The sequence below is a fragment of the Pseudomonas protegens CHA0 genome, assembly GCF_000397205.1.
GTDB lineage: Bacteria > Pseudomonadota > Gammaproteobacteria > Pseudomonadales > Pseudomonadaceae > Aquipseudomonas > Aquipseudomonas protegens.
This window is the reverse complement of record NC_021237.1, coordinates 1,817,023-1,841,322: the sequence shown is the minus strand read 5'-3', so window position 1 is coordinate 1,841,322 and position 24,300 is coordinate 1,817,023. Positions and strand designations below refer to the sequence as shown.

Below are 24,300 nucleotides of genomic sequence, written 5' to 3'. Positions count from 1 at the left end.
GGAAGACACACCCGATCATCGACAGCGTTCGTTTTATGACAATTGCCAGCAAGGCTGCAGGAAACGCGCCAGTTCCATCGGTGCGTAGAGCGCAGCCCCCGCCACTGCGAGAGGCCACGCAAGAAACAAAAAAGCCACGCTTGGCAGGCGTGGCTTTTTTTGCAGCGGTTTCTTCAGTCTGCCAACCAGCCCCACATCCAGTGCTGCAGGTTGTCGGGGCCCAGCATGAAGTCGCGCCGCACCGCCTCGCGCAATTCATCTCCCATGCGGTAGCTGGCAACAGGGTCGCTGAGGTGCATGCGGATCGCCTGCAGCCACTCTTCGGTCGTGTTGCTGCGAACCCTGGTGCAAGGCAGGAAGCCACGATAGGCCTCAGTGTCGGTGCAAATGACCGGGTAGCCGCAGGCTCCGTACTCCAGCAACCGCAAGTTGCTCTTGCAGTCATTGAAAATATGGAACTCCAGAGGTGCCAGAGCCAGGTCGAGGTTCAGGCTGGCGAGCTTGAGGGGGTAAGCCTGCAAGCCGATCGCCGGATGGAACTCGTGCACATAAGGGCGCAAGGCGTCGGGGCACATGCCGAAGAACACCCATTCCACCTCAGAGGCCAGTTCACGCACGACATCGGCAATGACCTCCAGGTCCCCGGTGTGACTGGTGCCCCCACCCCAGCCAACCCGCGGCTTGCTGGAAGTACCGCGACGGCTGCTCAGCCCCGCCCAGGGCTCAGGGGCGAGCATATTGGGTACTACCCTGATATCGCTGTGCATGTCCGACAGGACATCCGCCAGCGGCTGAGTGGTGACCACCAGCCGATCGCACAGGGCAATGCCGTCGCGCAGCATCTGCTCGATGTTCGCCGGCTTGTTGCGAGCATGGCTGTTTTTCTTTGGCGCGCTGACCACGTAATCATCGAGTTCGAAGACCCGCAACGCACTGGAGTACTTCTTCATTCGCAGAATGTCGCTGGCCGCGCCGTCGCTGTAGCGCCCCTGGAGCACGATGGTATCGGGCGACAAACGCTCGATTTCCACGGTGGTCGGAGATTCGTATGCCACCCGAGCGATGACCCTGCCTGCAGCTTCCAGCTCACGCAGTGGCCCGGTGACCCGGTAATGCCCGACCGCGCTGCTGTTGACCGGCAAGCCGAGCACCAGCGGCAAGGCTCGTGAGCAGAACGGGTTCCAGTTGTTGCGCAGGCTGGGTTCCAGGCTGAAACTGGAGAACCCCAGGCTCAGGGCCGGATTGTAGGCTGGATCGCGAGCGATCTTCGGCAGCCACTGACGGTAGAAGCGCTCCTGTTCAGCCTCCTGCATCTGCTGCTGCTCAGGCGCCTGCGGTGGCGCCAACGCCGGGGCCAGCATCAGGGTGGCGTGGGGGGTCCAGACCACCAGGTAGCCATCGCGATCGACGCGCAGGCACAGGTCGGCTTCACCCAGGTCAGCGCCGAAACTCTGTTCATCCAGCCCGCCCAGACTGTCGAACACGTCCTTGCGGATCATCAGGCAGTCGCGGCTGACCGCACTCCAGTTCTGCACCACCTGCAGACGCTGCATATAACCACGGGCACCCAGTGCTTCGCCGATGAACGGCGAGCCCACGGGCCCAGACATGCCCAGTACCTGCCCGGCATGCAGGATGGAGCCATCGGTAGCAAGGATGCGCGCCCCCACGACAGCCACCTCCGGACGCTGGGCCTGGTTGAGCAGCTCGTCCAGCCAGTCGCTGGTGCAGATCCGTGTGTCGTGGCTGAGCAACAGCAGGTAGTCGCCGCGAGCCTGGGCCGCAATGCTGTTGGTCAAGGCCGCCTGGTTGGCGGGGCCGGCATAAGGCAAGACCCGCAGCATGTTGCCCCCCAACTGCCCCATGGCCGCCAGCCAGTCAGCCATGTCCGGGTCGCGACTGCCGGCAGCCACCAGCAGGATCTCGTAATGGTTGTAGGCGGTCTGCTCGATCAGGCCTTCGACGCAACGCTGCAAGGCCGGCAGCGAATCCCCGCAGGTGATGATGATCGACACCAGCGGCCGCGCACCGTGCTGATAGTCGATGCGATTGAGCAAGGGCAAATCATCATGGCGGATCCGGTACTGCACGCCGATGCGCTGCAAGTGCGCAGCGACCAGCCCCTCACTGGCTTCGATGACCTGGGGCCGGGACAACCACTTTGCGAACGGGAACTCGGACTCGATCTGGATATCGGCAATATGCTCGATGGTTTGCGGGCCCACATTTTCCACCAGCCGCCACAACAGATCCTGGGGCGCCAGCTCGCCACGTGCGCAATCGAAGCCTCCCTCGCTCAGGAAACGCTCGCGGGAAAAGGCCAGCGAGCGCCCGACATAAGGGTAGGCACGCATCAAATCGAGGTTGAAGTCGGGCTTGAACACCGGTTCGGTTGACTGACCATCAAGCAATGCGCCTTCGTCACTGTAGGCGCAGAGCATGGCCGGGGTGTTGGCGATCCGCTCGGCCAGCACCAGCAATGCCGTGTCACGCAGTTGGTCACCCGACTGCAACAGATAGAACCAGTCACAGGTATCCAGGCGAGGGATCAGTTCGTTGAGTTGCCCGGCCCAGTCGGCCCGCAAGGGTTGACGCAGCACAGCCTCCCCGGCTGTACCGGCAGCGGTGGACAACACCACGATCGTTTCGGCTGGGTACAACTGGCCGGCCAGGCTGCCCAGGGTCCGCTCGAGAGCGGCGCCATCACCTGCCAGGTCCATGACGATCGGCACGATCCGCACCCGCCGCGGCCAGCTTTCGATGCGCTGCGGCAGCAACCGCTGTTCCGCCGCCGACAGGCAACGTGCCGCCAGCCATTGCTGGTAGAACTCCTCGTAGCTTTGACTCTCGCCCCCTACCCGACCGTTGACCACGGCGCTGCGATTGCCCAGCACATGGAGCACCCCCAGCTCACGCCATGGCCGTGGCTGCTCGGCGGCTCGCGCCAGTTCAACGTAACGCACCCAGCCCGCAGCGGGCGCCGACTCGCCAGAACGCTCGGAGAGCATCCGCAATAGCCATTCCCATTCGGTGGCAACGGCCTTGAGCACTTGCGGCGTGCGGCTGAAACGCCCCTGATACAGGCGCTCGCAACTCAACACGGTGGACAGGGCCGCCAGATTGCCGCGGCGCATCAGGCAGATGAACAGCGCCAGGTCCAGCAAGGCGACAAAACCGGCGCCCTTGTGGATCAGGGCTGGCAGTACCTCCAGCACGTCGGCTCGACGCATCAGTGCCGCACTGAAGTTGCCGAGGAAGTTTTTCCGCGTGCCCTCGAAGATCGCCAGCATGTCATCGCCTTTGAGCAGCACGTCGAGCGGCGCAAAGCGGCAGTTTTCAATCCGCGGCGGAAGAATGGAGTTGCCTTCGTCGTTGAACACCCGTAGTGCGAACACCAGATTGACCTCAGGGTGCTCGATCAGCACTTGCGCCTGCAGGGCGATGCTCGGCGCAAACAGCCGGTCATCGTCGCAAAGCACCTTGATCAGCTCGCCCCGGGCCTCTTTCACGCAGCGCAACAGGTTTTTCTGCAACCCCAAAGGTTGCGGGTTGCGCAAGTAACGCACCGGGTGCGCGGGTTCGCTCAGCCCTTGTACAACCTGCTGGATTTCATCGCCGGGACTGTCGTCGCAAACAACGATCTCCAGTGGCTGATAGGTCTGCGCCAAGGCACTTTCCAGAGCCTGGCTGAAGAAGCGTGGGTTGAAGGCGGGAATGACGATGCTGACTAGAGGGGCTTGGCTCACGGCGGGAAACTCTCGAGCGGCGAGCCCTGGCCAGTGATGCCAGGGCTGCAAGACCGCTTAAAAAAGACGGCTGTCTGCTCGAAGATCGCGGCGTCCGGGCGCCAGCCCGAACGCCACGCACTCAGACCTTGTTGAACAGACCCAGTTGGGCAATCTTGCTGAAGGCCAGCTGCGAGGCTTGCAGCATGGTCTGTTGCAGGGTCAGGCGGGTCATCACTTCGGCCGGATCGGAGTCGCTGATGGCCGAGCGGGTCTTGGTGTTGGCAGCTGCCAGGCTTTCGTTGATTTCGGTCTGGGTGTCCAGGGCCGAACCACGACCACCCACCGAACTGATACCGATGGACAGCTGGTCGATGCCACTGGCCAGGTTGGCCATCCCCGAGGCGAGGTCGGCCAGTTGCTTCTGGGTCGCCAGGGTGTTACCGGCGGTTGGCGTGTTCAAGGCGTTTTTCAGCTGGCTCACGGTATCCAGTATGTTCTGGGTCTCGTGGGTGTTGACCGACACACTGAACTGATCGTTGGCCGCCGGAGAAGGCGCGCCGGTCAGGGTGAAGCTCACGCCCGCCGCGGTGGCGACGTTGCCCGGCCCGACCACGCCCGAGGACACCGGCTTGCTATCAGCGGTCAGTGGCGCAGCGTACAGATCGAAATTGGTAGCGCTGGTGAACTTGAGGATCGCCGAACCACTGGGGAAGGTGGAGTTGTAGGCCACCGGATCGGTAATGCTGGTGTTCGAGACCTGAGTCATGCTCGGGTTGCCCGGAGAGCGCGCCACATTGAAGGTGTCCGGCTTGGAGCCCAGGGTGAAGGTATGCCCCGGCAGCACGGCGTTGGCGTCGTCACCGGACTTGAGGTTGACGTTCAGGCTCAGGTCGACCCCACGGAAGCTCACGGTCTGGTTCGGCGCAGTGCCGAAAACACCGCCTTTGCTGGCCTCGGCCGTCACATCGTTGCCACTGCCGTCGACGATCTTCAGCTGGGTGCCGGACACGAAGGACACGGTGTAAGGCTCGCCGCTGCGGAATTGGCTGTTGTAGGCACCGTTGTTGGCCACCTGGCCGTTGGACAGGGAAATCCGCCCGTCATCCACGGCTGGCGCGGTCATGGTGACCTGGCTGCGGCTGGTGTTCAGTGCCTGCTGGAACACGTCCCAACCGGTGCTGTTGGCGGCCATCATCATGGTGTCGCCGACCGGCAGTTGCAGGCTGCTCTGGTCACCGTTGTAGCTGTAGGTGCCATCGGAGTTGCGGCTGAACGGCGGAACGTCATCCTTGGAGCCACCGAAGATGTACTTGCCGTTTTCGTCCTGGGAGTTCATCAGGCTCAGCAACTGCTCTTCGATCTGCCCCAGTTCCGAAGCATTGGCCTGGCGGTCGGCGTCGGTGTAACCGGCGTTGCCGGCACCGGAGGCCAGTTCCTTGGCGCGGGCCAGCACGTTGTTGATGCTGGTCATCACCGATTCGGTCTGGCCTAGGGAGGCCTTGATCGAGTTGGTGTTGGTCTTGTACTGGTCCAGCAACGAAGCCTGTTGGCCCAGTTGCAGCAGGCGCGCGGCACCTACCGGATCGTCGGCAGCGGTCTTGACGCGAACCAGGCTGCTGGCCTCTTCGCTGCTCTGGACCACTTTGGAAAAGTTCTTCTGGTAGTTGGTAGCCGAGGACTCGTAAAACTGGGAGGTGGAAATGCGCATGGGCTACGACTCCTTAAAGGCTGTTGATCAGCGTGCTGAAGGTTTCCTGCGCAGCCTTGATGATCTGCGACGACGCTGTGTAGTACTGCTGGAACTTGACCAGGTTGCCGGTCTCATCATCCAGGTTGACCCCGGACAGCGAGTCCCGGGCGCCCTTGGCGTTAGCCAGGATGGTGCCGGTAGCGGCGCTGTCGAGGCTGCCCTGACTGGCCTTGGCGCCGACGTTCTCGATCAGCTTGCCGTAGGCATCCACCAGGGTGATGCCTTTGCTGGCAGAACCTGTATCGACTGTCTGCTTGCTCTGCAAACCGGCCAGCGCCAGGCCGTTGCGGTTGTCCGAAGAACCGGCGCCGTTCACCGAGATGTTCATGCTGTCGCCGGCAGCGGGAGCGCCGGCCACGGTCATCTGTACGCCGAACGTCTTGGTCACCGGTGGCGTGCCGCCGTCGGTGATCGGCGCACCGCTGGCATCCAGCATGTTGATCTGCAGGTTGAGGGTGTTGGTCTGCCCGGGAACGATGGAGCCGCTGCCCATCTTGTTGCCCTTGGCATCGAAATAGTCGTAGCTCTGGCTGCCGCCTGCCGGCGCATTGAACACCACTTTGACCGGACCCGAATTCTTGATTGCGGTCTGCATCTCAAGCTTGGCTGCGGCGTCGTAGTTGTCGATCGGCACGCTCAAGGAAGGCTGCGCGGAAATGCTCAGGGAGCTCTTGAGCCCGGCAGCCAGCTCGGCCTTCAGCGGAGCCGCGAGGGCCAGGCGCTTGGGGTCGGTCATTTCAGTCTGGATGGTGGTAGCGGCATTGCGGGTCGGGGTGATCTTGAAGCTGTCACCGGCACCGACCGTACCATTGAGTTTCAGCGAGAAGCCATCGATCACCGGTGCCGGGCTGGTGGTGGTGCTGAAGCTGCCCATGTCGGTGCCATCGGAGCGCTTGACGCTGTAGTCGGTGGCACTGCTGAAGGTCACGGTGTAGTCGCTGGTGCTCAGCTTGCCGGTGTCCTTGATGGTGACATCGAAGTTGCCCGAGCCTGCGCTGTTGGTGGCACTGCCAATGCTGCGCTGGCTGATCATCCGGGCACTGTTGATGTCGTTGAACAGGTTGCCGCCGAAATCACCGTTCTTGTCGATGCCCTGAGCCATCAGGCTGTTCATCTGGTCGGCGACCACGAGGGCTACGCGGCCCAGCTCGTTCATCGCCGGATCCAGCACTTCGCTGCGGTAGCGCAGCAGGCCGCCGATCTCGCCACCGGTGGTGAGGTTGGTGATGTCGATGCTGCTCGAGCCCCGGTTCAACTGCAGCGCGGAGCGGCTCGGGTCGTTCTTGCCCTGCACCACTTCCAGGGTATTGGCCGAGTTACCCATGACCAGCGGCTGGCCGCTGCCCAGGTACAGGTCGACGCTGGAGCCACGCTCCGAGACCTGCACGCCGATGAAGGTCGAAAGCTGGCGCACGGTTTCATTACGCGCATCGAGCAGATCGTTGGGCATGCCGTTGCCGTTGGTCGACAGCTCGGAAATCTTCTGGTTGAGCTGGGCCACGGTGTTGGCCAGCTTGTTGACCTGGTCCGCCATGTTCGCCAGGTTGCCGTTGATATTGGTGTTCTGCTGGTTGAGCTGGCTGGATACCGAGTTGAAACGGTTGCTCAGGGCCTGGGTGTCGCTGAGCAGCAACTGCCGGGAAGCCTCGTCGGTAGGCTTGGCGTTGAGGTTCTGCACCGAGGCGAAGAACTTGGTCAGGGCGCCGGTCATGCCGGTGCCGCTGTCCGAGAGCAATTGGTCGATCGGGCTGATCTGCCCCTGGAACGCCGCGGCATCGCTGTTGAGCGAGGTGGCGGTGCGCAACTGGGCATCGAGGAAGCTGTTATAGACCCGGCGCACGTCCGCCAGGGTGGTGCCGGTGCCGATGAAGACGTTGCCATTCTGGCTGGAGGCCTTGGTGCCCTGCACGGTCTGCTGACGCGAGTACCCGGCGGTGTCGGCGTTGGCAATGTTGTTACCCGTGGTCATCAACGACGTTTGGCTGGCGGCCAGCCCCGACATCCCGATATTGAGCAAACTCATGATTCAGACCTTATAAATTCGTGGAAACGCCAGCTGCAGCGTAGTTCTGGTAATTCTTCATCTGCTTGGCTATCTGCGAAATCTTGCTTGCGTAATCCGGGTCCGTTGCATACCCGGCTTTTTGCAACTCGCGAACAAACTGTTCTGGTTTATCGGCCACCTTCAGCACTTCTTGATAGCGATTGTTGCTCTGCAACAAGGTCACCAGATCGTGGAAGCTGTCCTGATAGGAATCGTAGGAACGGAACGCCGCCGTCTCCTTGACCATCTGCCCGTTGCGGAACTCGCTAGTGATCGCCCGGGCCTGTGCACCCTGCCAACTGCTGCCGGCCTTGATGCCGAACAGGTTGTGGCTGCTGCTGCCATCCTGCTGGCGCATCACCGATTTGCCCCAGCCGGTTTCCAGGGCGGCCTGGGCCACCAGGTAGCGCGGATCGATCCCGATACGCTGGGCCGCCTGCTGCGCCATCGGCAGCATGGTGGCGACGAAGTCGTCGGCGGAACTGAAGGCACGCTTGGCCGGTGCCAGCGGCGGCTGGGCCATGGCCCGGCCATAGACCCGCATCTTGCCCTGGGACGCGGCGTAGCCCTGATTGACCCGCCACTCGCCCCGCAGCACAGCATCGGCGGCCGGGCTGTTGCGGGTCGGCGCGGCGTTCTGTGCGCCGCCCTCGACGGCAACGGCCGACGGCACGATGCCGGTCAACAGGCGATCGGTGAGCTTGCTGGGCAGGGACAGACGCCGCTGGTTGAGCAGCACCATGTCGTTATGCGCCACGCTCGTGCGCAAAGGATCGTGGGCCCGCGAAGCCCACATCGGGCGCTGGCCGTTGACCCGGCTCAACGGACCATCCTGGGCCGTGGTACCGGCAGCGATCGGCGTCGGAGTCGCCACCGGCGCCGCGGCCGGCAAAGTCGTGGTGGCCGCATTCGGATGAGCCGGCTTGTTCTTCATCATCTGGCGCATCAGCACATTGGCCAGGCCGATACCGCCACCCTCGCGAGACAGGGACACCGCCAACTGCTGGTCATACATGTCCTGGTACTGCTTGGCGGCCGGGGTATTGAGCGGGTTGTCCTGGCCTATGACGTCAGTGGCCTTGCGCATGGACTTGAGCATTTCATTGAGAAACAGCGACTCGAACTCCTGCGCCACTTTGCGCACGTTGGCTTCGCCGTCCTTGTCGCCGACCTTCAGTTGCTGCAGGCGGTTGAGGTCGGAGTAAGACCCGGAGTCGCCGCTGCCAATCAGTCCGCTCTTACGAATATCCATGGCGCTCACCTCAAATCACGATCAGGTCGGCCTGCAAGGCGCCGGCCTGTTTCAAGGCTTCGAGGATGGCCATCAAGTCGCCTGGCGCCGCGCCCACCTGGTTCACCGCCCGGACGATCTCATCCAGAGTGGTGCCCGGGCCGAACTTGAACATCGGCTTGGCTTCCTGCTGAGCATTGACCCGCGAGCGGGGCACCACCGCGGTCTGGCCATTGGACAGAGGGCCGGGCTGGCTGACGATCGGGTCTTCGGTAATGGTCACGGTCAGGCTGCCGTGGGTCACCGCCGCCGGCGAGACCTTGACGTTCTGGCCAATGACAATGGTGCCGGTACGGGAGTTGATGATGACCTTGGCCACCGCCTGCCCCGGATCGATCTCCAGGTTCTCCAGGATCGACAGGTAGTCCACACGCTGGCTTGGGTCCAGGGGCGCGGTCACCCGGATCGAGCCACCGTCGATGGCTTGGGCCACGCCTGGGCCGAGCATGTCGTTGATCTTGTCGACGATGCGCTTGGCGGTGGTGAAATCCGAACGGTTGAGGTTCAGGGTCAGGCTGTTGCCCTGGTTGAAACCACTGGGCACGGCACGCTCGACCGAGGCACCACCAGGAATCCGCCCGGCCGACGGTACGTTGACGGTGATCTTCGAACCGTCGCGTCCTTCGGCATCGAAACCACCCACCACCAGGTTGCCCTGGGCGATGGCGTAGACGTTGCCGTCGATGCCCTTGAGCGGCGTCAGCAGCAAGGTGCCGCCGCGCAGGCTCTTGGAGTTACCAATGGAGGACACGGTGATATCCACCTGCTGGCCCGGCTTGGCGAACGCCGGCAGATCGGCACTCACCGACACCGCCGCGACGTTCTTCAACTGCACGTTGCCGGAGCCGGCCGGCACCTTGATGCCGAACTGCGACAGCATGTTGTTGAAGGTCTGCAAGGTGAAAGGCGTCTGGGTAGTCTGGTCGCCGGTACCGTTAAGCCCGACCACCAGGCCATAGCCGATCAATTGGTTGGAACGCACGCCGGAAATGCTGGCGATGTCCTTCAACCGCTCGGCCTGGACGCCAAGGGAAGTGGACAGCAACAACGCCGCCGCCATCAGGTGCTTGAAATTGAGCATGAGTCTTTTCATCACCTAGAAAGGGAACAGCGGGCTGAGGAAGAAACGGTCGAACCAGCCAGGCTGGTTGGCATCGGCAAACGAGCCGGTGCCCGAATAGGTAATGCGTGCATCCGCGACCCGGGTCGAGGACACGGTGTTGTCGGTGGCGATGTCGTCCGCCCGTACCAGGCCTGCAATCCGCACCAGCTCATCGCCGGTGTTGAGGGTCATCCACTTCTCGCCACGCACCGCGATGATGCCGTTGGGCAGTACGTCGGCCACGGTCACGGTGATCGAACCGGTCAGGCTATTGCTCTGGGCCGCCTTGCTGTCGCCCTTGGTGGCGCGATTGCCGCTGTAGCCGGCATTCAGGGTCAGGTCGCCGTCGCCCAGCGGGTTGTTGGTGTTGGGCACGGCACCGAACAGCGAGGTCAGGCCAATGCTGTTGGAACTGGTCTTGGTCAGCGCCGAGTTGGCACCCTTGCTGGCGTTGGTCCGCTCGTTCAGGGTGATGGTGATGATGTCACCGACCCGGAACGCCTTGCGGTCGCTGTACAGGTTCTGCTCGAAGCCGGCCTGGTAGATCGAACCGTTGTTGGACGCGGAAGGCAGCGGCGTACGCGGCAGCACCGGCGCGTAGTAAGGGTCATTGGGCTTGGGCGGCGGGGCGACACAGCCCGCGAGCACGGCACTCCCACTCAGCGCTAGAACACAAATAAACCGATTCATGACCCTTCCTCACGATGTTGCCGGTGCACCACTTCAGACCCGTGGCGACCTCAAGACTTGATTACAGCTTCTGCGTAATGAACGAGAGCATCTGGTCCGCGGTGGAGATCACCTTGGAGTTCATCTCGTAAGCGCGCTGAGTGGTGATCATGTTGACCATCTCCTCAACGGTGCTGACGTTGGAGGCTTCCAGGGTGTTCTGCAGCGTGGTGCCGAAACCGTTGAGGCCCGGGGTACCGATCTGCGGCGCGCCACTGGCGGCGGTTTCCAGGAACAGGTTGTTGCCCTGGGCCTGCAGGCCCGCCGGGTTGATGAAGTCGGCGGTTTGCAGGTTGCCGATCACCTGGGACGCCGGGTTGCCGGCAATGGTGATGGACACGGTGCCGTCCTGGCCTACGGTGAAGGTCTGCGCATCGTTGGGCACGACAACCGCAGGCTCCAGGGCAAAACCGCTGGCGGTGACGATCTGGCCGTCGGAGTTCAGGTGGAAAGTACCGTCACGGGTGTAGGCCGTGGTGCCATCGGGCTGCAGGATCTGGAAGAAACCGCGTCCGTTGATGGCCAGGTCCAGAGGTTGCTCGGTGGTCTGCAGGCTGCCGGCGGTGAAGTTCTTCTGGGTGCCGACAATGCGCACACCGGTACCGACCTGCAGGCCGGTTGGCAGCTCGCTGTCCTGGGTGGACTGGGCCCCCGGCTGACGCTTGATCTGGTACAGCAGGTCCTGGAACTCGGCGCGATCACGTTTGAAGCCCGTGGTCGAGACGTTCGCCAGGTTGTTGGAAATGACGGTCAGGTTGGTGTCCTGGGCGGACAGACCGGTTTTGGCAACCCATAGAGCCGGAAGCATTGATTTCTCCTCTCGCGCCTGTTTTACGGCGCTAGATACTGGTAATTAGCTGATCTGCAAGACCCGAGCCATGGCCTGGTCGTCTTCTTTGGCGCTGTTCATCATCTTCACGTGCAATTCGAACTGCCGGGACAGGGCCAGCACCGCGGTCATCTCTTCAACGGCGTTGACGTTGCTCGACTCCAGGAAGCCCGAGACCACCTGGACATTGGCATCGGCGGGTGCCGGCTGGCCGTCCTTGGTCTTGATCGAGCCGTCCAGGCCTTTGGTGAGGTTCTTGATGTCCGGGTTGACCAGCTTGATGCGGTCGACCTCGGCCATGACTCGCGGGCCCTCGCCCATGGCACGGATACTGATGGTGCCGTCCTGGCCAACTTCGATCTTCTGCTCGGGTGGCACGGCGATCGGGCCGCCATTGCCCATCACCGGCATGCCGTTGCCGGCGCGCAGCACACCCAGGGCGTCGACATTCAAACTGCCGGTACGCACATAGCTTTCGCTGCCGTCGGGGCTCTGCACGGCGATCCAGCCGTTGCCGCTGACGGCCACGTCCAGGTCACGACCGGTCTCCACCATCGAGCCGGCACTGAAATCCGTTGCCGGGCGCTCGCTCATGGCAAAGGCGCGCGCCGGAAAGCTGTCACCAAATACCGGCATCGCACGGGCCTGCTCCAGGTCGCGCTGAAAACCATTGGTAGAGATGTTCGCCAGATTGTTGGCATGAGCCTTTTGCGCCAGTGCATTCTGGCTGGCGCCGGTCATTGCCACATAAAGGTACTTGTCCACAGTCTTTCCTCTGTCTGCCGGACGTTTGCCGCCCACCGCTGTACTGCGAAGCCATAAGCAATAAGCGCACCAACTTTTTCACGCAGTGGTGATCCCCAGGCGGGGCAAGGCTTTGCCTGATTACAGAGGAAAAAACAGCGCTGGCAGAAGACGGAAAAACGGCGGTCTTATGCCGCTACCGGCAAGTAACGGCCCGGATACAAGCCTAGGGATTGTCGCCGGCATTCCTGCCGACCTCGTATTCGCGCAGTTTGTTGGCGATGGTGGTGTGGGAAACCCCCAGCCGCTTGCCCAGCTGACGGCTACTGGGGTGCTCGGCGTACAGACTCTCGAGCACGGCCTTTTCAAAGCGCCCGACAATCTGTTCCAGGCCACCCTCCAGGGAGAAATCGCCAAGCGGCTGGCGCGCACCATAGTCCGGCAGCCGGATGTGCTCGGTCTTGACCGTACCGCCATCGCACAGGGAAACCGCCTGAAACAGCACGTTCTCCAGTTGCCGCACATTGCCCGGCCAGTGGTAGTGACTGAGGCGTTCCATGGCCGCCGGCGCCAGACGCGGCAACGGGCAACCGATCTGCCGGCTGGCCTGGTCGAGAAAGTGCTCCACCAGGGGGGTCAGGCCGTCGAGGCATTCGCGCAATGGCGGAATGTGCAGGGACAGCACATTCAACCGGTGATAGAGGTCCTGACGGAACTCGCCCCTGGCGCACAACTCGGAAAGATCCACCTGGGTCGCGCAGATCACCCGCACATCCAGGTACACCTCTTCATCGCTGCCGACCCGGCGGAAGCAGCCATCCTGCAGGAAGCGCAGCAGCTTGACCTGCAAGCGCGGGCTCATCTCCCCTACCCCGTCGAGAAACAGGGTGCCACCGGCGGTCAGCTCCAGCAGCCCCAGCTTGCCCTCTGCCCGAGCCCCCTCGAAGGCGCCGGGGCCGTAGCCGAACAGCTCGGTCTCGGCCATGGACTCCGGCAACCCGGCGCAGTTCAGGGCCATCAGCGGCGACTGCCCGCGCGGGCTGGCCAGGTGACAGGCACGGGCCAGCAGCTCCTTGCCGGTCCCGGTCTCGCCCTCGATCAGCAGCGGCGCATCCAGCGGCGCCATGCGCCGAGCCTCACGCACCACCGCCGCCATGACCTTCGAACTCTGGAAGATGCTGTCGAAGCCCCGCAGCTCCTGCTTGCGCACGTTGTAGATGCGCTCGCCAACGCGATCCGCCCGGTGCAAGGTCAATACCGCGCCGGCCATGGCTTCGCTGTCGTCATGTTCCGATTGCAGCGGCGCGATGTCCGCCAGGAACACATCGCCCCTGACCTTGACTCGCAACCCGTTGATCCGCGACTGGTTGGCCCGCACCAGTTCCGGCAGGTCGAAGTCTTCGGCGTAGCGCGACAGGGGAATGCCCGGCACCTCGTCCACCCGCACCCCGAGCAACTGCGCTGCGGCCCGGTTCGCCGCCACGATGGAGCCGCCCATGTCGATGGACAGCACCGGGAACTCCAGAGCCCCCAACAGCGCATTGAGCTCCATGTGCCGGCGCTCGCTGGGCATCAACCCGACTCGCTTGACGCCAAACACCCCGGCGATGGACTCGAACTTGGGGCGCAGCGCCTGGAATTGCAGGTTGATCAGGTTCGGGCAGTGCAGATAGATGGCATTGCCATGCTCGCCCCCCACCTCGCCACGGGCCACGTTGATCCCGTATTCCACCAGCAGGTTGAGAATGTCGCGCAGGATGCCGATGCGATTCTGGCAGTGAACTTTGATACGCATAGAAGGAAGGCCCTGGGACTGACAGTGAAAGGCATAAGCGCCGAAAACCGACGCTTATGGCATCGGGCTTTACAAACTTTCTGCAGGATGGCGCAGATAGTCGTCAAGATTATGTGACAGCAAACCGCTTTTTCAAACCTGAAAACCCACCACAGGGTGGAGACTCCGCCAGATTCGTAACGTTTACTTTACAAATTGATGCGCAACAGCCCTCCAACCGCACCGGCCACCTGCTGCAAAGCGTCGCACCCTCGGGTATCACTGGGGTCACACATAACAAGAACGCATCCCCTGGCAGGAGAGCAGCATGAAGCAGACGCAGTACGTGGCCCGCGAGCCCGACGCGCAAGGTTTTATCGACTATCCACCCGAAGAGCACGCGGTGTGGAACACCCTGATCACACGCCAGTTGAAAGTGATCGAGGGTCGTGCGTGCCAGGAATACCTGGACGGCATCGACAAGCTCGGCTTGCCCCACGACCGTATTCCGCAACTGGGCGAAATCAACAAGGTCCTGGGTGAAACCACCGGCTGGCAAGTGGCCCGGGTACCAGCGCTGATCCCCTTCCAGACTTTCTTCGAACTGCTGGCCAGCAAGCGCTTTCCCGTGGCGACCTTCATTCGCACCCGCGAAGAACTCGACTACCTGCAAGAGCCGGACATCTTCCACGAGATCTTTGGCCACTGCCCGCTGCTGACCAACCCCTGGTTCGCCGAATTCACCCACACCTACGGCAAGCTCGGCCTGCAAGCCACCAAGGAAGAGCGGGTGTACCTTGCGCGCCTGTACTGGATGACCATCGAGTTCGGCCTGGTGGACACCCCGGCCGGGCGGCGCATCTATGGCGGCGGCATCCTGTCCTCGCCCAAGGAGACCGTGTACAGCTTGTCCGAAGAGCCGGAACACCAGGCCTTCGACCCGCTGGAAGCCATGCGCACGCCGTATCGCATCGACATCCTGCAGCCGATCTATTTCACCCTGCCCAACCTCAAGCGCCTGTTCGACCTAGCCCACGAAGACATCATGGCCCTGGTCCACCAAGGCATGCAGCTGGGCCTGCACGCCCCCAAGTTTCCGCCAAAACCCAAGGCGGCCTGAGCGGCCCGCACTCGCGAGCCGCTGCGAAAGATAGTAACTTCCAACAAGAATTGAATCCTGGGAACCCACCATGACCGCTCTGAACCAAGCCCATTGCGAAGCCTGCCGTGCCGATGCTCCTCAAGTCAGCGACGAAGAACTGCCGGTACTGATCAAGCAGATCCCTGACTGGAACATCGAAGTTCGCGATGGCGTGATGCAGCTGGAAAAAGTCTTCCTGTTCAAGAACTTCAAATTTGCCCTGGCCTTCACCAACGCCATGGGCGAGATCTCCGAGGCCGAAGGCCACCACCCGGGCCTGCTCACCGAGTGGGGCAAGGTCACCGTGACCTGGTGGAGCCACTCGATCAAGGGCCTGCACCGCAACGACTTCATCATGGCAGCCCGCACCGATGAAGTGGCCAAGACCGCAGAAGGACGCAAGTAATGCACTTCGACGCCATCGGCCGGGTTCCCGGCGACCCGATTCTCGGCCTGATGGGGGCCTACGCCAACGATCCCAACCCGCGCAAGTTCGACCTCGGCGTGGGGGTCTACAAGGACTCCCAGGGCCTGACGCCGATCCCGCGCTCGGTGAAGCTGGCCGAACAGCGCCTGGTGGACAGCCAGGACACCAAGATCTACATCGGCGGCCATGGCGACGCGGCCTTCGGCAAGGTGATCAATGAACTGGTACTGGGCAGCGATTCGAAACTGATCGCCACCCAGCGTGCCGGCGCCACGCAGACCCCGGGCGGCACTGGCGCCCTGCGCCTGAGTGCCGACTTCATCGCCCACTGCCTGCCGGGCCGTGGCGTGTGGCTGAGCAACCCGACCTGGCCGATCCACGAGACCATCTTTGCCGCGGCCGGGGTCAAGGTCAGTCACTACCCCTATGTGGGCAGCGACAACCGCCTGGACGTCGAGGCCATGCTGGCGACCCTGAACCAGGTGCCCGAGGGCGACGTGGTGTTGCTGCACGCCTGCTGCCACAACCCCACCGGCTTCGACCTCGGCCACCCCGACTGGCAACGCGTGCTGGACGTGGTACGCAGCCGCAAGCTGCTGCCGCTGATCGACTTCGCCTACCAGGGCTTCGGCGATGGCCTGGAGCAGGATGCCTGGGCAGTGCGGCTGTTCGCCGCCGAACTGCCGGAAGTGCTGATCACCAGTTCCTGCTCGAAGAACTTCGGCCTGTACCGCGACCGGACCGGCGCTTTGATCGTCTGCACCCAGGACACCGAGAAACTGCTCGATGTGCGCAGCCAACTGGCCCATATCGCCCGTAACCTGTGGTCCACGCCACCGGATCACGGCGCGGCGGTGGTCGCCACCATCCTCGGCGACCCGGAGCTGAAAAGCCTCTGGGCCGACGAAGTGGAAACCATGCGCCTGCGGATCGCGCAACTGCGCGCCGGCCTGCTGGAGGCCTTGCAGCCTTACGGCCTGGCCGAACGTTTCGCGCATATCGGCGTGCAACGGGGAATGTTCTCCTACACCGGCCTGAGCCCTGCCCAGGTCCAGGAACTGCGTGACCACCACAGCGTGTACATGGTCAGCTCCGGCCGCGCCAACGTGGCCGGGATCGACGCCAGCCGCCTGGACTTGCTGGCTGAAGCCATCGCCCGGGTCGTATAGCAACTTGCGCACCGTCACAGGCAGCCCTCTGGCTGCCTGTGACGGCAAGCCGCACCACTCGATGAAATCCCTTTCATCCCAAAAAGCGCGATAAAAATCTTTTTGTCATTTCCAGTGCTGTATCCTGCCCAAGCTTTTTAAAAGCGCGGATCTACCCAGCGATTTAAAAAACAGACTTTGCGAGGAGCAACGACATGCATGAGATCCCGAATCTCCCCTTCCCAAGCCTGCACGAAACTGAGCAGACAACTCCGCCACAAGCCAGTGCCGACAAGCCTGTAGTGCAAGAAGCCGCCGACAGCCGCAAGGCCGACAGCGAAGACTGAAAGCTGTAACCAGACCGTGTGGAAAGCGCTACTCAAGCGCTTTCCACACCGCCTGAAACCCTCCTCCCGAGCCCCGCCGCACCATGACCGAATCCTTCAGCGAAACCCAAGCCAGCGTGCTGATCGGCACTGCCGAACAGATGATCGACGTGTGGAATCGCCTCAGCGAAGAAAAACAGGCCGCTCTGCTGGCCCGCTTCGGCACCCAGGAAAACGCCCTGGCCGCCCTGGTCACCACCCGGTTGCTGGGCAACAATGACGCCTGAACCGACTCCGGCCAGGTAAAAACCTGAACAACACGTCGATTTCCCCCACAACCCCTCCCTGCACATCGGTATCATAAGCAGCCTATCTATTGAGCTGTCGCAGTGGTCCCCTTCCCATGCCAGATACCCAGCGCCCCTTGACGGTCACGCTGCACGTCGTCTCCATCGTCCTGTTCACCTTTATCGGCTACCTGAATATCGGCATTCCGCTGGCAGTATTGCCGGGCTACGTGCACAGCGAGCTGGGCTTTGGCGCGGTGATCGCCGGCCTGGTGATCAGCGTGCAATACCTGGCCACCCTGCTCAGCCGGCCCTATGCCGGGCGCATCATCGACAATCTGGGCAGCAAGCGCGCGGTGATGTACGGCCTGGCCGGCTGCGGCTTGAGCGGGGTGTTCATGCTGCTTTCGGCCTGGCTGCACAACCTGCCGACCCTGAGCCTGATCAGCCTGCTGATCGGCCGCCTGGTCCTGGGCAGCGCGGAAAGCCTGGTGGGCTCGGGTTCCATCGGCTGGGGCATCGGCCGGGTCGGGGCGCAGAATACCGCCAAGGTGATTTCCTGGAACGGCATCGCCAGCTACGGCGCCCTGGCCATTGGCGCGCCGCTGGGGGTGTGGCTGGTAAGCCGGCTGGGGCTGTGGAGCATGGGAGCGAGCATCATCCTGCTGGCGCTGCTCGGCCTGCTGCTGGCCTGGCCGAAACTCGCCGCGCCGATCGTTGCCGGCGAGCGCTTGCCGTTCATCCACGTGCTGGGCAAGGTGTTTCCCCACGGCTGCGGCCTGGCCCTGGGCTCCATCGGCTTTGGCACCATCGCCACCTTCATCACCCTGTACTACGCCACCCGACACTGGGACAACGCCGTACTGTGCCTGAGCCTGTTCGGTGCCAGCTTCATCGGCGCGCGACTGCTGTTCGGCAACCTGATCAACCGCCTCGGCGGCTTTCGCGTGGCGATTGCCTGCCTGTCGGTGGAAACCCTCGGCCTGTTGCTGCTGTGGCTGGCCCCGGATGCCAATTGGGCCCTGGCCGGCGCAGCCCTGAGCGGCTTCGGCTTCTCCCTGGTATTCCCGGCCCTGGGGGTGGAAGCGGTGAACCTGGTGCCAGCCTCCAGCCGCGGCGCGGCAGTGGGAGCCTACTCGCTGTTCATCGACCTGTCGCTGGGCATCACCGGCCCGCTGGCGGGGGCGATTGCTGCCGGTTTCGGCTTTGCCTCGATCTTCCTGTTCGCCGCCATCGCTGCCTGCACCGGCCTGGTGCTGAGCCTGTACCTGTACCACCAGGCGCCCAAGCTGCGCCAGGAACGCGAGGCGCGCTAGAAGTCCACTTTGCCGCGCCCGGCCTTGATGCTGCCGCGCTTGGCCTTGGTCTCCAGGCGGCGCTTCTTCGAACCCAGGGTCGGCTTGGTCGGGCGGCGCTTCTTCTCCACCTTGATGGCGCTGAGAATCAGCTCGGTGAGGCGCTCCAGGGCATCGGCGCGGTTCTGCTCCTGGGTGCGGTACTGCTGGGCCTTGAGAATGATCACGCCGTCACTGGTGATGCGGCTGTCGCGCAACGCCAGCAGGCGCTCCTTGTAGAACGGAGGCAGGGACGAAGCCGGAATGTCGAAGCGCAGGTGCACCGCGCTGGACACCTTGTTGACGTTCTGCCCACCGGCGCCCTGGGCACGGATGGCGGTCAGCTCGATCTCGGCATCCGGCAGATGCACGTTGTTGGAAATCACCAGCATGGAACAGGAATCCGTCTTCAGGGCGCATAGGATACCCCCATTCCCCACGCTCTTGCGGGTCTCTTCGCTGGCAAGCCAGCCCCCTACAGCGGGCAGGCACACCGTAGGAGCCGGCTTGCCCGCGAAAGCGATCTCAGCCCCCGACAAAAATCACGGCCATGAAAAACCCGGCCGGAGCCGGGTTAGTCGTTGCCAGGGCCGCGCTTACTTCAGCGAAGCACTGGCTGCCTGCAGCGCGTGCTGGGCACTGCGCTTGTTCTTGATGCAGTAGCAGACCCACATGAACACCACCCACACCGGGATCGCGTACACCGAGATCTGGATGCCCGGAATCATCAGCATGATGCCCAGGATGAACACCACGAACGCCAGGCAGACGTAGTTGCCGTAGGGGTACCACAGCGCCTTGAACAGCGAGGTCTGGCCGGTACGCTCCATGTGCTGGCGGAACTTGAAGTGCGAGTAGCTGATCATCGCCCAGTTGATCACCAGGGTCGCCACCACCAGGGACATCAGCAGCTCCAGGGCGTGCTGCGGAATCAGGTAGTTGAGCACCACGGCGACGAAGGTCACCAGCGCCGAAGCGAGGATCGACATCACCGGCACGCCGCGCTTGTCGATCTTGGCCAGGGCCTTGGGCGCATCGCCCTGCTCGGCCATGCCCAGGAGCATGCGGCTGTTGCAATAGGTGCCGCTGTTGTACACCGACAGCGCCGCGGTCAGGACCACGAAGTTGAGGATGTGCGCCGCGGTGTTGCTGCCCAGCATCGAGAACACCTGGACGAACGGGCTGCCGCTGTAGGCATCGCCGGAAGCGTTCAGGGTCACCAGCAGGGTGTCCCACGGCGTCAGCGACAGCAGCACCACCAGGGCGCCGATGTAGAAAATCAGGATGCGATAGATCACCTGGTTGATCGCCTTGGGGATCACGGTCTTCGGCTTGTCGGCTTCCGCTGCAGTGAAACCGAGCATTTCCAGGCCGCCGAAGGAGAACATGATGATTGCCATGGCCATCACCAGGCCGCTGACCCCATTGGGGAAGAAGCCGCCGTGGGACCACAGGTTGCTCACCGAGGCCTGCGGGCCGCCGTGGCCACTGACCAGCAGGTAGCTGCCCAGGGCGATCATGCCGACGATGGCGACCACCTTGATGATGGCGAACCAGAACTCGGCCTCGCCGAAGACCTTGACGTTGGCCAGGTTGATGGCGTTGATCATGACGAAGAACACGGCTGCCGAGGCCCAGGTCGGGACGTCCGGCCACCAGTAGTGCACATACTTGCCGACCGCGGTCAGCTCCGACATGCCCACCAGGATATAGAGGATCCAGCAGTTCCAGCCCGAGAGGAAACCGGCAAAGCCGCCCCAGTATTTATGGGCAAAGTGGCTGAAGGAGCCGGCCACCGGCTCCTCGACGATCATCTCGCCGAGCTGGCGCATGATCATGAAAGCGATGAAACCGCAGATGGCATAACCGAGGATCATCGACGGGCCGGCGGACTTGAGCACCCCGGCCGACCCCAGGAACAAACCGGTACCAATCGCGCCGCCCAGGGCGATCAGTTGAATATGGCGATTCTTCAGGCCGCGTTTCAGCTCGCCCGAATGCGAGTTTTGTCCACTCATGAAAAGGCTCTCACGCAAGGTAATGTGTGTCAGACGTTGCCGCCCGGTAAAGGCTTAAGCGGCGCGGATCAAACCCCAGCGCAGGCACCAGAAGTTCAGCGTTCTTTTAACGGTCATGCGTCACCTGTTTGTTTTTATCTGTGACGAAATCGAACCCACCACGCTCGTGACGCGGCGGAGTGAACAAGGTGGATAACCTTGAGTTTATTGGCCTTGCAGCGAGCTCTTCAGCGCCTCGCAAGCGGTCTGGAAAGCACGTTTCAGGCGCAAAATGCGCGGGTACGCAGTTGGGTCACAGTTAAAACGCCGCGCATTGTACACCCCTGACTCCCTGCCGCCAGACACCGCTTTATCAGCGTGCCGGTAACCGGAATCCTGCGGGGCCAGCCCGATGCTCGGCATCGGCGGCGCGAAAGTGGACGGACCGAGTGGGGTCGTCGATGAATGAGCGAAGGCCATCGCCCATCGAAGGGTGTGGGTGAAAGTCGGTTACGGCGTTCATTGCGCCTCCTTCTTGTTTTGCACCTGTACGCAGGCAGGTGTGCATCTCACCTGCCTTGGCGCCCCGGAACAAGCGGGCTAGAGCCTCGGCGGTGGCTTTCCCGAACAACTGCCGGCAGCTTTTCCTTACAGCACATCCATCGCCGCGAATTACAGGCGGATCACGGCGCATTTCGTAATTTTTTCTTTACGAGGCGTAACGATAAATTGCCAAACCAGATCAACTGGCGAACCGACTGCAAATTGACACCCACGCCGCCCGACAAGCGGAAAAGCCTTAGCTTTTTGTTTTCTGGGAATAAATATTTCACCTAAAAATAGAAAATAAAGTTCAGCAGAAAATAATCTAATTATTTTTTTGCACTTCAAAATGCCCTGGACTAGGTTTCCAGCCACTTGCCGGCTCAGCCAGCCGACAAGTTCCGGGAGTGGATGAGCGGCCCAGCAACCTTCCCGTTCTCCGCTGTTCAACTGCTCCGCCAATGGACTGCTTACACGCACTGTATCTAGGAGAGACACCATGCAAGCACTGGAACAAGACCTGGAAACCGAACTGCAACTGGACGACTGGTTCGAAGCCGCCACCCATGAAGCAGCAGTGGAAATGATGCAGGCCGACGCGGTGGTGCCATTCGGCACTGCCATGTGGCCGATGTAAGGCGCCCGGACCGGTGCAGGCCTGGTGCCTGCGCCGGTCACCTTTGTCCTCCAGGGAGGTTTTATGGACCAGACCCGCGCCATCCGCCATTTCCTGTACTACCTCGAGCGGCATCCGGCCTTGAGCGGCGCCCAGCCCTCCAGGGTGGTGATCGGCCACACCGCCGAGTACCAGGCCATGGTCAGCGCCATCCTCGAACAGTCGCGCCAGGCCACCCCACTGACAGTCAGCGCCCTGCGCCTGGACCAGGAGCCGGCGGCGACCCTTGCCCAGGCCATCATCGACTGTGACCTGTACATCTTCTTCTACGACTCCTCGACCCTGCCCCAGCCACGCCCCGACGGCCCGGAGTTCCTGCGGCCGCTGCATGGGCTGATGGCCGAGCACTGGAAGAAGTCCCTGCTGTTCAAGGATTACGGCGAGTACTTCTACGACACCTTCAGCGTCGAGCCGCAACGCATTGCCGACCTAAACGCCACTCTGATCCGCCGCCTGTCCCAGGCCACCACCCTGAGCTTCAGCGACCTTCAGGGCTCATATTTCGAAGCGCCCTTGAACAGCGTGAAGAAATGGACCGACATCAACGGCGTCGGCAACTACGACCTGGCACCGGGGGAAATCGCCACCCACAGCGATGCCATCAACGGCCATGTGAAGTTTCTCGGCACCTTCCTCAGCACCATCCCTTTCGCCCGCAAGTACGGGGTACTGAAAGCACCGCTGGAACTGTGGATCGAGAACTCCAGCATCAGCCGGGTGGCCACCGAGGTGCCAGGGCTGGCCAATGACTTCAACAAGTACCTGGATGCCAACCCGTCCAACCGGCGCATAGAGGAACTGGGAATCGGCACCAACGAGGGCATCAGGTCCCTCTACGGGCGCAACTCCGGCTTCGAAGAGCGCCATTGCGGCCTGCACCTGGGCCTGGGGGGCGGCGCCAAAGGCAGCCATCACCTGGACCTGATCTTCAGTTCCGGAGTGCTGGCGGTGGATAACAAGCCTGTGTTCGACGGCCAGTTCGCCTTCTAGCGTAGGAGCTGGCAAGCGAAGGCCGCTATCAGCCTGCGCAAGCCGGGCGGCCCGGTTCGCCGGCAAGCCGGCTCCTGCGCAGTTGCAGGCAAAAAAAACGCCAACCCGGAGGTTGGCGTTTTTGTCGGCAGGCCGGGAATCACTCCGGCTTGCGGCGACCAAAACCGGGACGCTGGCCGGAACCGGCCGGGGCGCCACGGCGCTTGCCGGACGGGGCGTCCTTGTCCAGCACCAGGCTTGGGCGCTTGGACTTGGGCGCCGGCTTGGCCGGACGCTTGGTGTCCGCCGGGCGGTCGGCCACCGGAGTGCCGCGGCCAGTAGCCGGACGCGGAGCACGGGAGCCACGCTCGCCATCCGGACGGGCAGCCGGCTTGCGGCCAGGACGCTCGCCTTCGATCTGCGGCTCGCGGGAAACACGCGGGGTGGCCGCGCTGCCATTGGCCGGACGCAGGGTGCGCACGCGCTCGCTCTTGCCCACCGGACGCGAGGATTTGCGCTGCATGCGCTCCAGCTTGTCCTTGGACTTGGCATTGAGCTGCGGCATGGCCACCGGCGTCAGGCCGACTTCGGCGCTGAGCACATCGACTTCGTACTGGCTCATTTCGCGCCAGCGGCCCATGGGCAGGTCGGAGTTGAGGAACACCGGACCGAAGCGCACGCGCTTCAGGCGGCTGACCACCAGGCCCTGGGATTCCCACAAGCGGCGCACTTCACGGTTGCGACCTTCCATCACCACGCAGTGGTACCAGTGGTTGAAACCTTCGCCACCGGGCGCCTGCTGAATGTCAGTGAACTTGGCCGGGCCGTCTTCGAGCATGACGCCGGCCTTGAGGCGCTCGATCATCTCGTCGTCGACCTCGCCACGCACACGCACCGCGTACTCACGGTCCATCTCGTAGGAAGGGTGCATCAGGCGGTTGGCCAACTCACCGTCGGTGGTGAACATCAAAAGACCGGTGGTGTTGATGTCCAGGCGGCCAATGTTGATCCAGCGGCCTTCGCGCGGACGCGGCAACTTGTCGAACACGGTCGGGCGGCCTTCCGGGTCGTCGCGGGTGCAGATCTCGCCGTCGGGCTTGTTGTACATGATCACGCGGCGCACCGATTCGGCGGCCTCTTCGCGCTTGATCACCTTGCCATCGATGGAAATGGCGTCATGCAGGTCGACGCGCAGGCCCAGGGTGGCCTCTTTGCCGTTGACCTTGATCCGGCCCTGGCTGATCCAGGACTCGACATCGCGGCGCGAGCCGACGCCGATGCGGGCGAGGACTTTCTGCAGTTTTTCGCCGGCTGGACGGATTTCCTGGTCGTTCTGATCGGTATCGCTCATCTGGGCACCTCCCGGTGTGTCGCTTCAGGCTTGAGCGGCCTGAAGAGTGGAAAACAGGGTCTGTGGCGAAGGGATCGCCAAAGGGTCGCGAATCATACGCTCATGGCGGC

The 24,300-nt window shown here is 62.7% G+C and carries 21 protein-coding genes; 8 read left to right on the top strand and 13 right to left on the bottom strand.

From position 1 onward, the window contains the following. Positions 1-173 precede the first annotated feature (173 nt). The 9 genes from PFLCHA0_RS08265 to PFLCHA0_RS08225 all read right to left on the bottom strand — a co-directional run bounded on the left by PFLCHA0_RS08265 (position 174) and on the right by PFLCHA0_RS08225 (position 14,012). Positions 174-3,746: a glycosyltransferase gene (locus PFLCHA0_RS08265; RefSeq protein ID WP_015634619.1), complete on the bottom strand. Its 3,573-nt coding sequence runs from the start codon at positions 3,744-3,746 to the stop codon at positions 174-176. Between the two features lie 121 nt (positions 3,747-3,867). Next, complete coding sequence (locus PFLCHA0_RS08260; RefSeq protein ID WP_011059955.1) at positions 3,868-5,436, bottom strand: flagellar hook-associated protein 3; 1,569 nt, start codon at positions 5,434-5,436, stop codon at positions 3,868-3,870. Positions 5,437-5,449: 13 nt separating this feature from the next. Further along, positions 5,450-7,501, bottom strand: coding sequence for a flagellar hook-associated protein FlgK (gene flgK, locus PFLCHA0_RS08255; RefSeq protein ID WP_011059954.1), 2,052 nt, complete (start codon positions 7,499-7,501; stop codon positions 5,450-5,452). Between the two features lie 10 nt (positions 7,502-7,511). After that, positions 7,512-8,774, bottom strand: coding sequence for a flagellar assembly peptidoglycan hydrolase FlgJ (gene flgJ / locus PFLCHA0_RS08250; protein WP_015634618.1), 1,263 nt, complete (start codon positions 8,772-8,774; stop codon positions 7,512-7,514). A gap of 10 nt (positions 8,775-8,784) precedes the next feature. Continuing rightward, a complete protein-coding gene (locus tag PFLCHA0_RS08245; protein WP_011059952.1) occupies positions 8,785-9,894 on the bottom strand; it encodes a flagellar basal body P-ring protein FlgI in 1,110 nt (369 codons plus the stop codon). A 15-nt stretch (positions 9,895-9,909) separates the two neighbouring features. After that, positions 9,910-10,605 carry a flagellar basal body L-ring protein FlgH gene (gene flgH / locus PFLCHA0_RS08240; protein ID WP_011059951.1) on the bottom strand — a complete coding sequence of 232 codons (696 nt, stop codon included), beginning with the start codon at positions 10,603-10,605 and terminating at the stop codon, positions 9,910-9,912. Positions 10,606-10,666: 61 nt separating this feature from the next. After that, positions 10,667-11,452: a flagellar basal-body rod protein FlgG gene (gene flgG, locus PFLCHA0_RS08235; protein ID WP_011059950.1), complete on the bottom strand. Its 786-nt coding sequence runs from the start codon at positions 11,450-11,452 to the stop codon at positions 10,667-10,669. Positions 11,453-11,497: 45 nt separating this feature from the next. Next, a complete protein-coding gene (gene flgF / locus PFLCHA0_RS08230; RefSeq protein WP_015634616.1) occupies positions 11,498-12,238 on the bottom strand; it encodes a flagellar basal-body rod protein FlgF in 741 nt (246 codons plus the stop codon). A gap of 205 nt (positions 12,239-12,443) precedes the next feature. Further along, a complete protein-coding gene (locus PFLCHA0_RS08225) occupies positions 12,444-14,012 on the bottom strand; it encodes a sigma-54-dependent phenylalanine hydroxylase transcriptional regulator PhhR (RefSeq protein WP_015634615.1) in 1,569 nt (522 codons plus the stop codon). Positions 14,013-14,319: 307 nt separating this feature from the next. Here PFLCHA0_RS08225 and phhA point away from each other — a divergent pair, with 307 nt between their 5' ends. The 6 genes from phhA (at position 14,320) to PFLCHA0_RS08200 (ending at position 18,636) form a co-directional block, all read left to right on the top strand. Further along, positions 14,320-15,111: a phenylalanine 4-monooxygenase gene (gene phhA / locus PFLCHA0_RS08220; protein WP_011059947.1), complete on the top strand. Its 792-nt coding sequence runs from the start codon at positions 14,320-14,322 to the stop codon at positions 15,109-15,111. A gap of 70 nt (positions 15,112-15,181) precedes the next feature. Next, positions 15,182-15,538, top strand: coding sequence for a 4a-hydroxytetrahydrobiopterin dehydratase (locus PFLCHA0_RS08215; RefSeq protein WP_007930096.1), 357 nt, complete (start codon positions 15,182-15,184; stop codon positions 15,536-15,538). Next, complete coding sequence (locus tag PFLCHA0_RS08210) at positions 15,538-16,728, top strand: amino acid aminotransferase (protein WP_015634614.1); 1,191 nt, start codon at positions 15,538-15,540, stop codon at positions 16,726-16,728. Before PFLCHA0_RS08215 ends, PFLCHA0_RS08210 begins: the two co-directional genes overlap by 1 nt. Before the next feature lie 194 nt (positions 16,729-16,922). Beyond that, entirely contained in the window at positions 16,923-17,054 is a 132-nt protein-coding gene (locus tag PFLCHA0_RS32060; RefSeq protein ID WP_015634613.1) for a hypothetical protein, read from the top strand. Between the two features lie 83 nt (positions 17,055-17,137). After that, positions 17,138-17,320, top strand: coding sequence for a hypothetical protein (locus PFLCHA0_RS08205; RefSeq protein ID WP_011059945.1), 183 nt, complete (start codon positions 17,138-17,140; stop codon positions 17,318-17,320). A 116-nt stretch (positions 17,321-17,436) separates the two neighbouring features. Then, entirely contained in the window at positions 17,437-18,636 is a 1,200-nt protein-coding gene (locus PFLCHA0_RS08200; RefSeq protein WP_011059944.1) for an MFS transporter, read from the top strand. Here the strand turns inward: PFLCHA0_RS08200 and arfB are convergent. The 3 genes from arfB to PFLCHA0_RS31645 all read right to left on the bottom strand — a co-directional run bounded on the left by arfB (position 18,633) and on the right by PFLCHA0_RS31645 (position 21,644). After that, the gene (gene arfB / locus PFLCHA0_RS08195) at positions 18,633-19,046 is read right to left on the bottom strand and encodes an alternative ribosome rescue aminoacyl-tRNA hydrolase ArfB (protein WP_011059943.1); all 414 of its coding nucleotides are present in this window, start codon (positions 19,044-19,046) and stop codon (positions 18,633-18,635) included. The genes PFLCHA0_RS08200 and arfB overlap by 4 nt on opposite strands. Before the next feature lie 204 nt (positions 19,047-19,250). Beyond that, positions 19,251-20,672, bottom strand: coding sequence for an amino acid permease (locus PFLCHA0_RS08190; protein WP_011059942.1), 1,422 nt, complete (start codon positions 20,670-20,672; stop codon positions 19,251-19,253). Positions 20,673-21,323: 651 nt separating this feature from the next. Then, positions 21,324-21,644, bottom strand: coding sequence for a hypothetical protein (locus PFLCHA0_RS31645; protein ID WP_134532568.1), 321 nt, complete (start codon positions 21,642-21,644; stop codon positions 21,324-21,326). Positions 21,645-21,693: 49 nt separating this feature from the next. Between PFLCHA0_RS31645 and PFLCHA0_RS31810 the strand changes: the two genes are divergently transcribed. Both PFLCHA0_RS31810 and PFLCHA0_RS08180 read left to right on the top strand, forming a co-directional pair. After that, the gene (locus PFLCHA0_RS31810; protein ID WP_011059941.1) at positions 21,694-21,831 is read left to right on the top strand and encodes a hypothetical protein; all 138 of its coding nucleotides are present in this window, start codon (positions 21,694-21,696) and stop codon (positions 21,829-21,831) included. Between the two features lie 63 nt (positions 21,832-21,894). Further along, positions 21,895-22,860, top strand: a complete 966-nt coding sequence (locus tag PFLCHA0_RS08180) for a M29 family metallopeptidase (protein ID WP_015634612.1) — start codon at positions 21,895-21,897, stop codon at positions 22,858-22,860. Between the two features lie 139 nt (positions 22,861-22,999). Here PFLCHA0_RS08180 and rluB read toward each other — a convergent pair whose 3' ends face one another. Then, a complete protein-coding gene (gene rluB, locus PFLCHA0_RS08175) occupies positions 23,000-24,190 on the bottom strand; it encodes a 23S rRNA pseudouridine(2605) synthase RluB (RefSeq protein ID WP_015634611.1) in 1,191 nt (396 codons plus the stop codon). Positions 24,191-24,300: the final 110 nt, after the last annotated feature.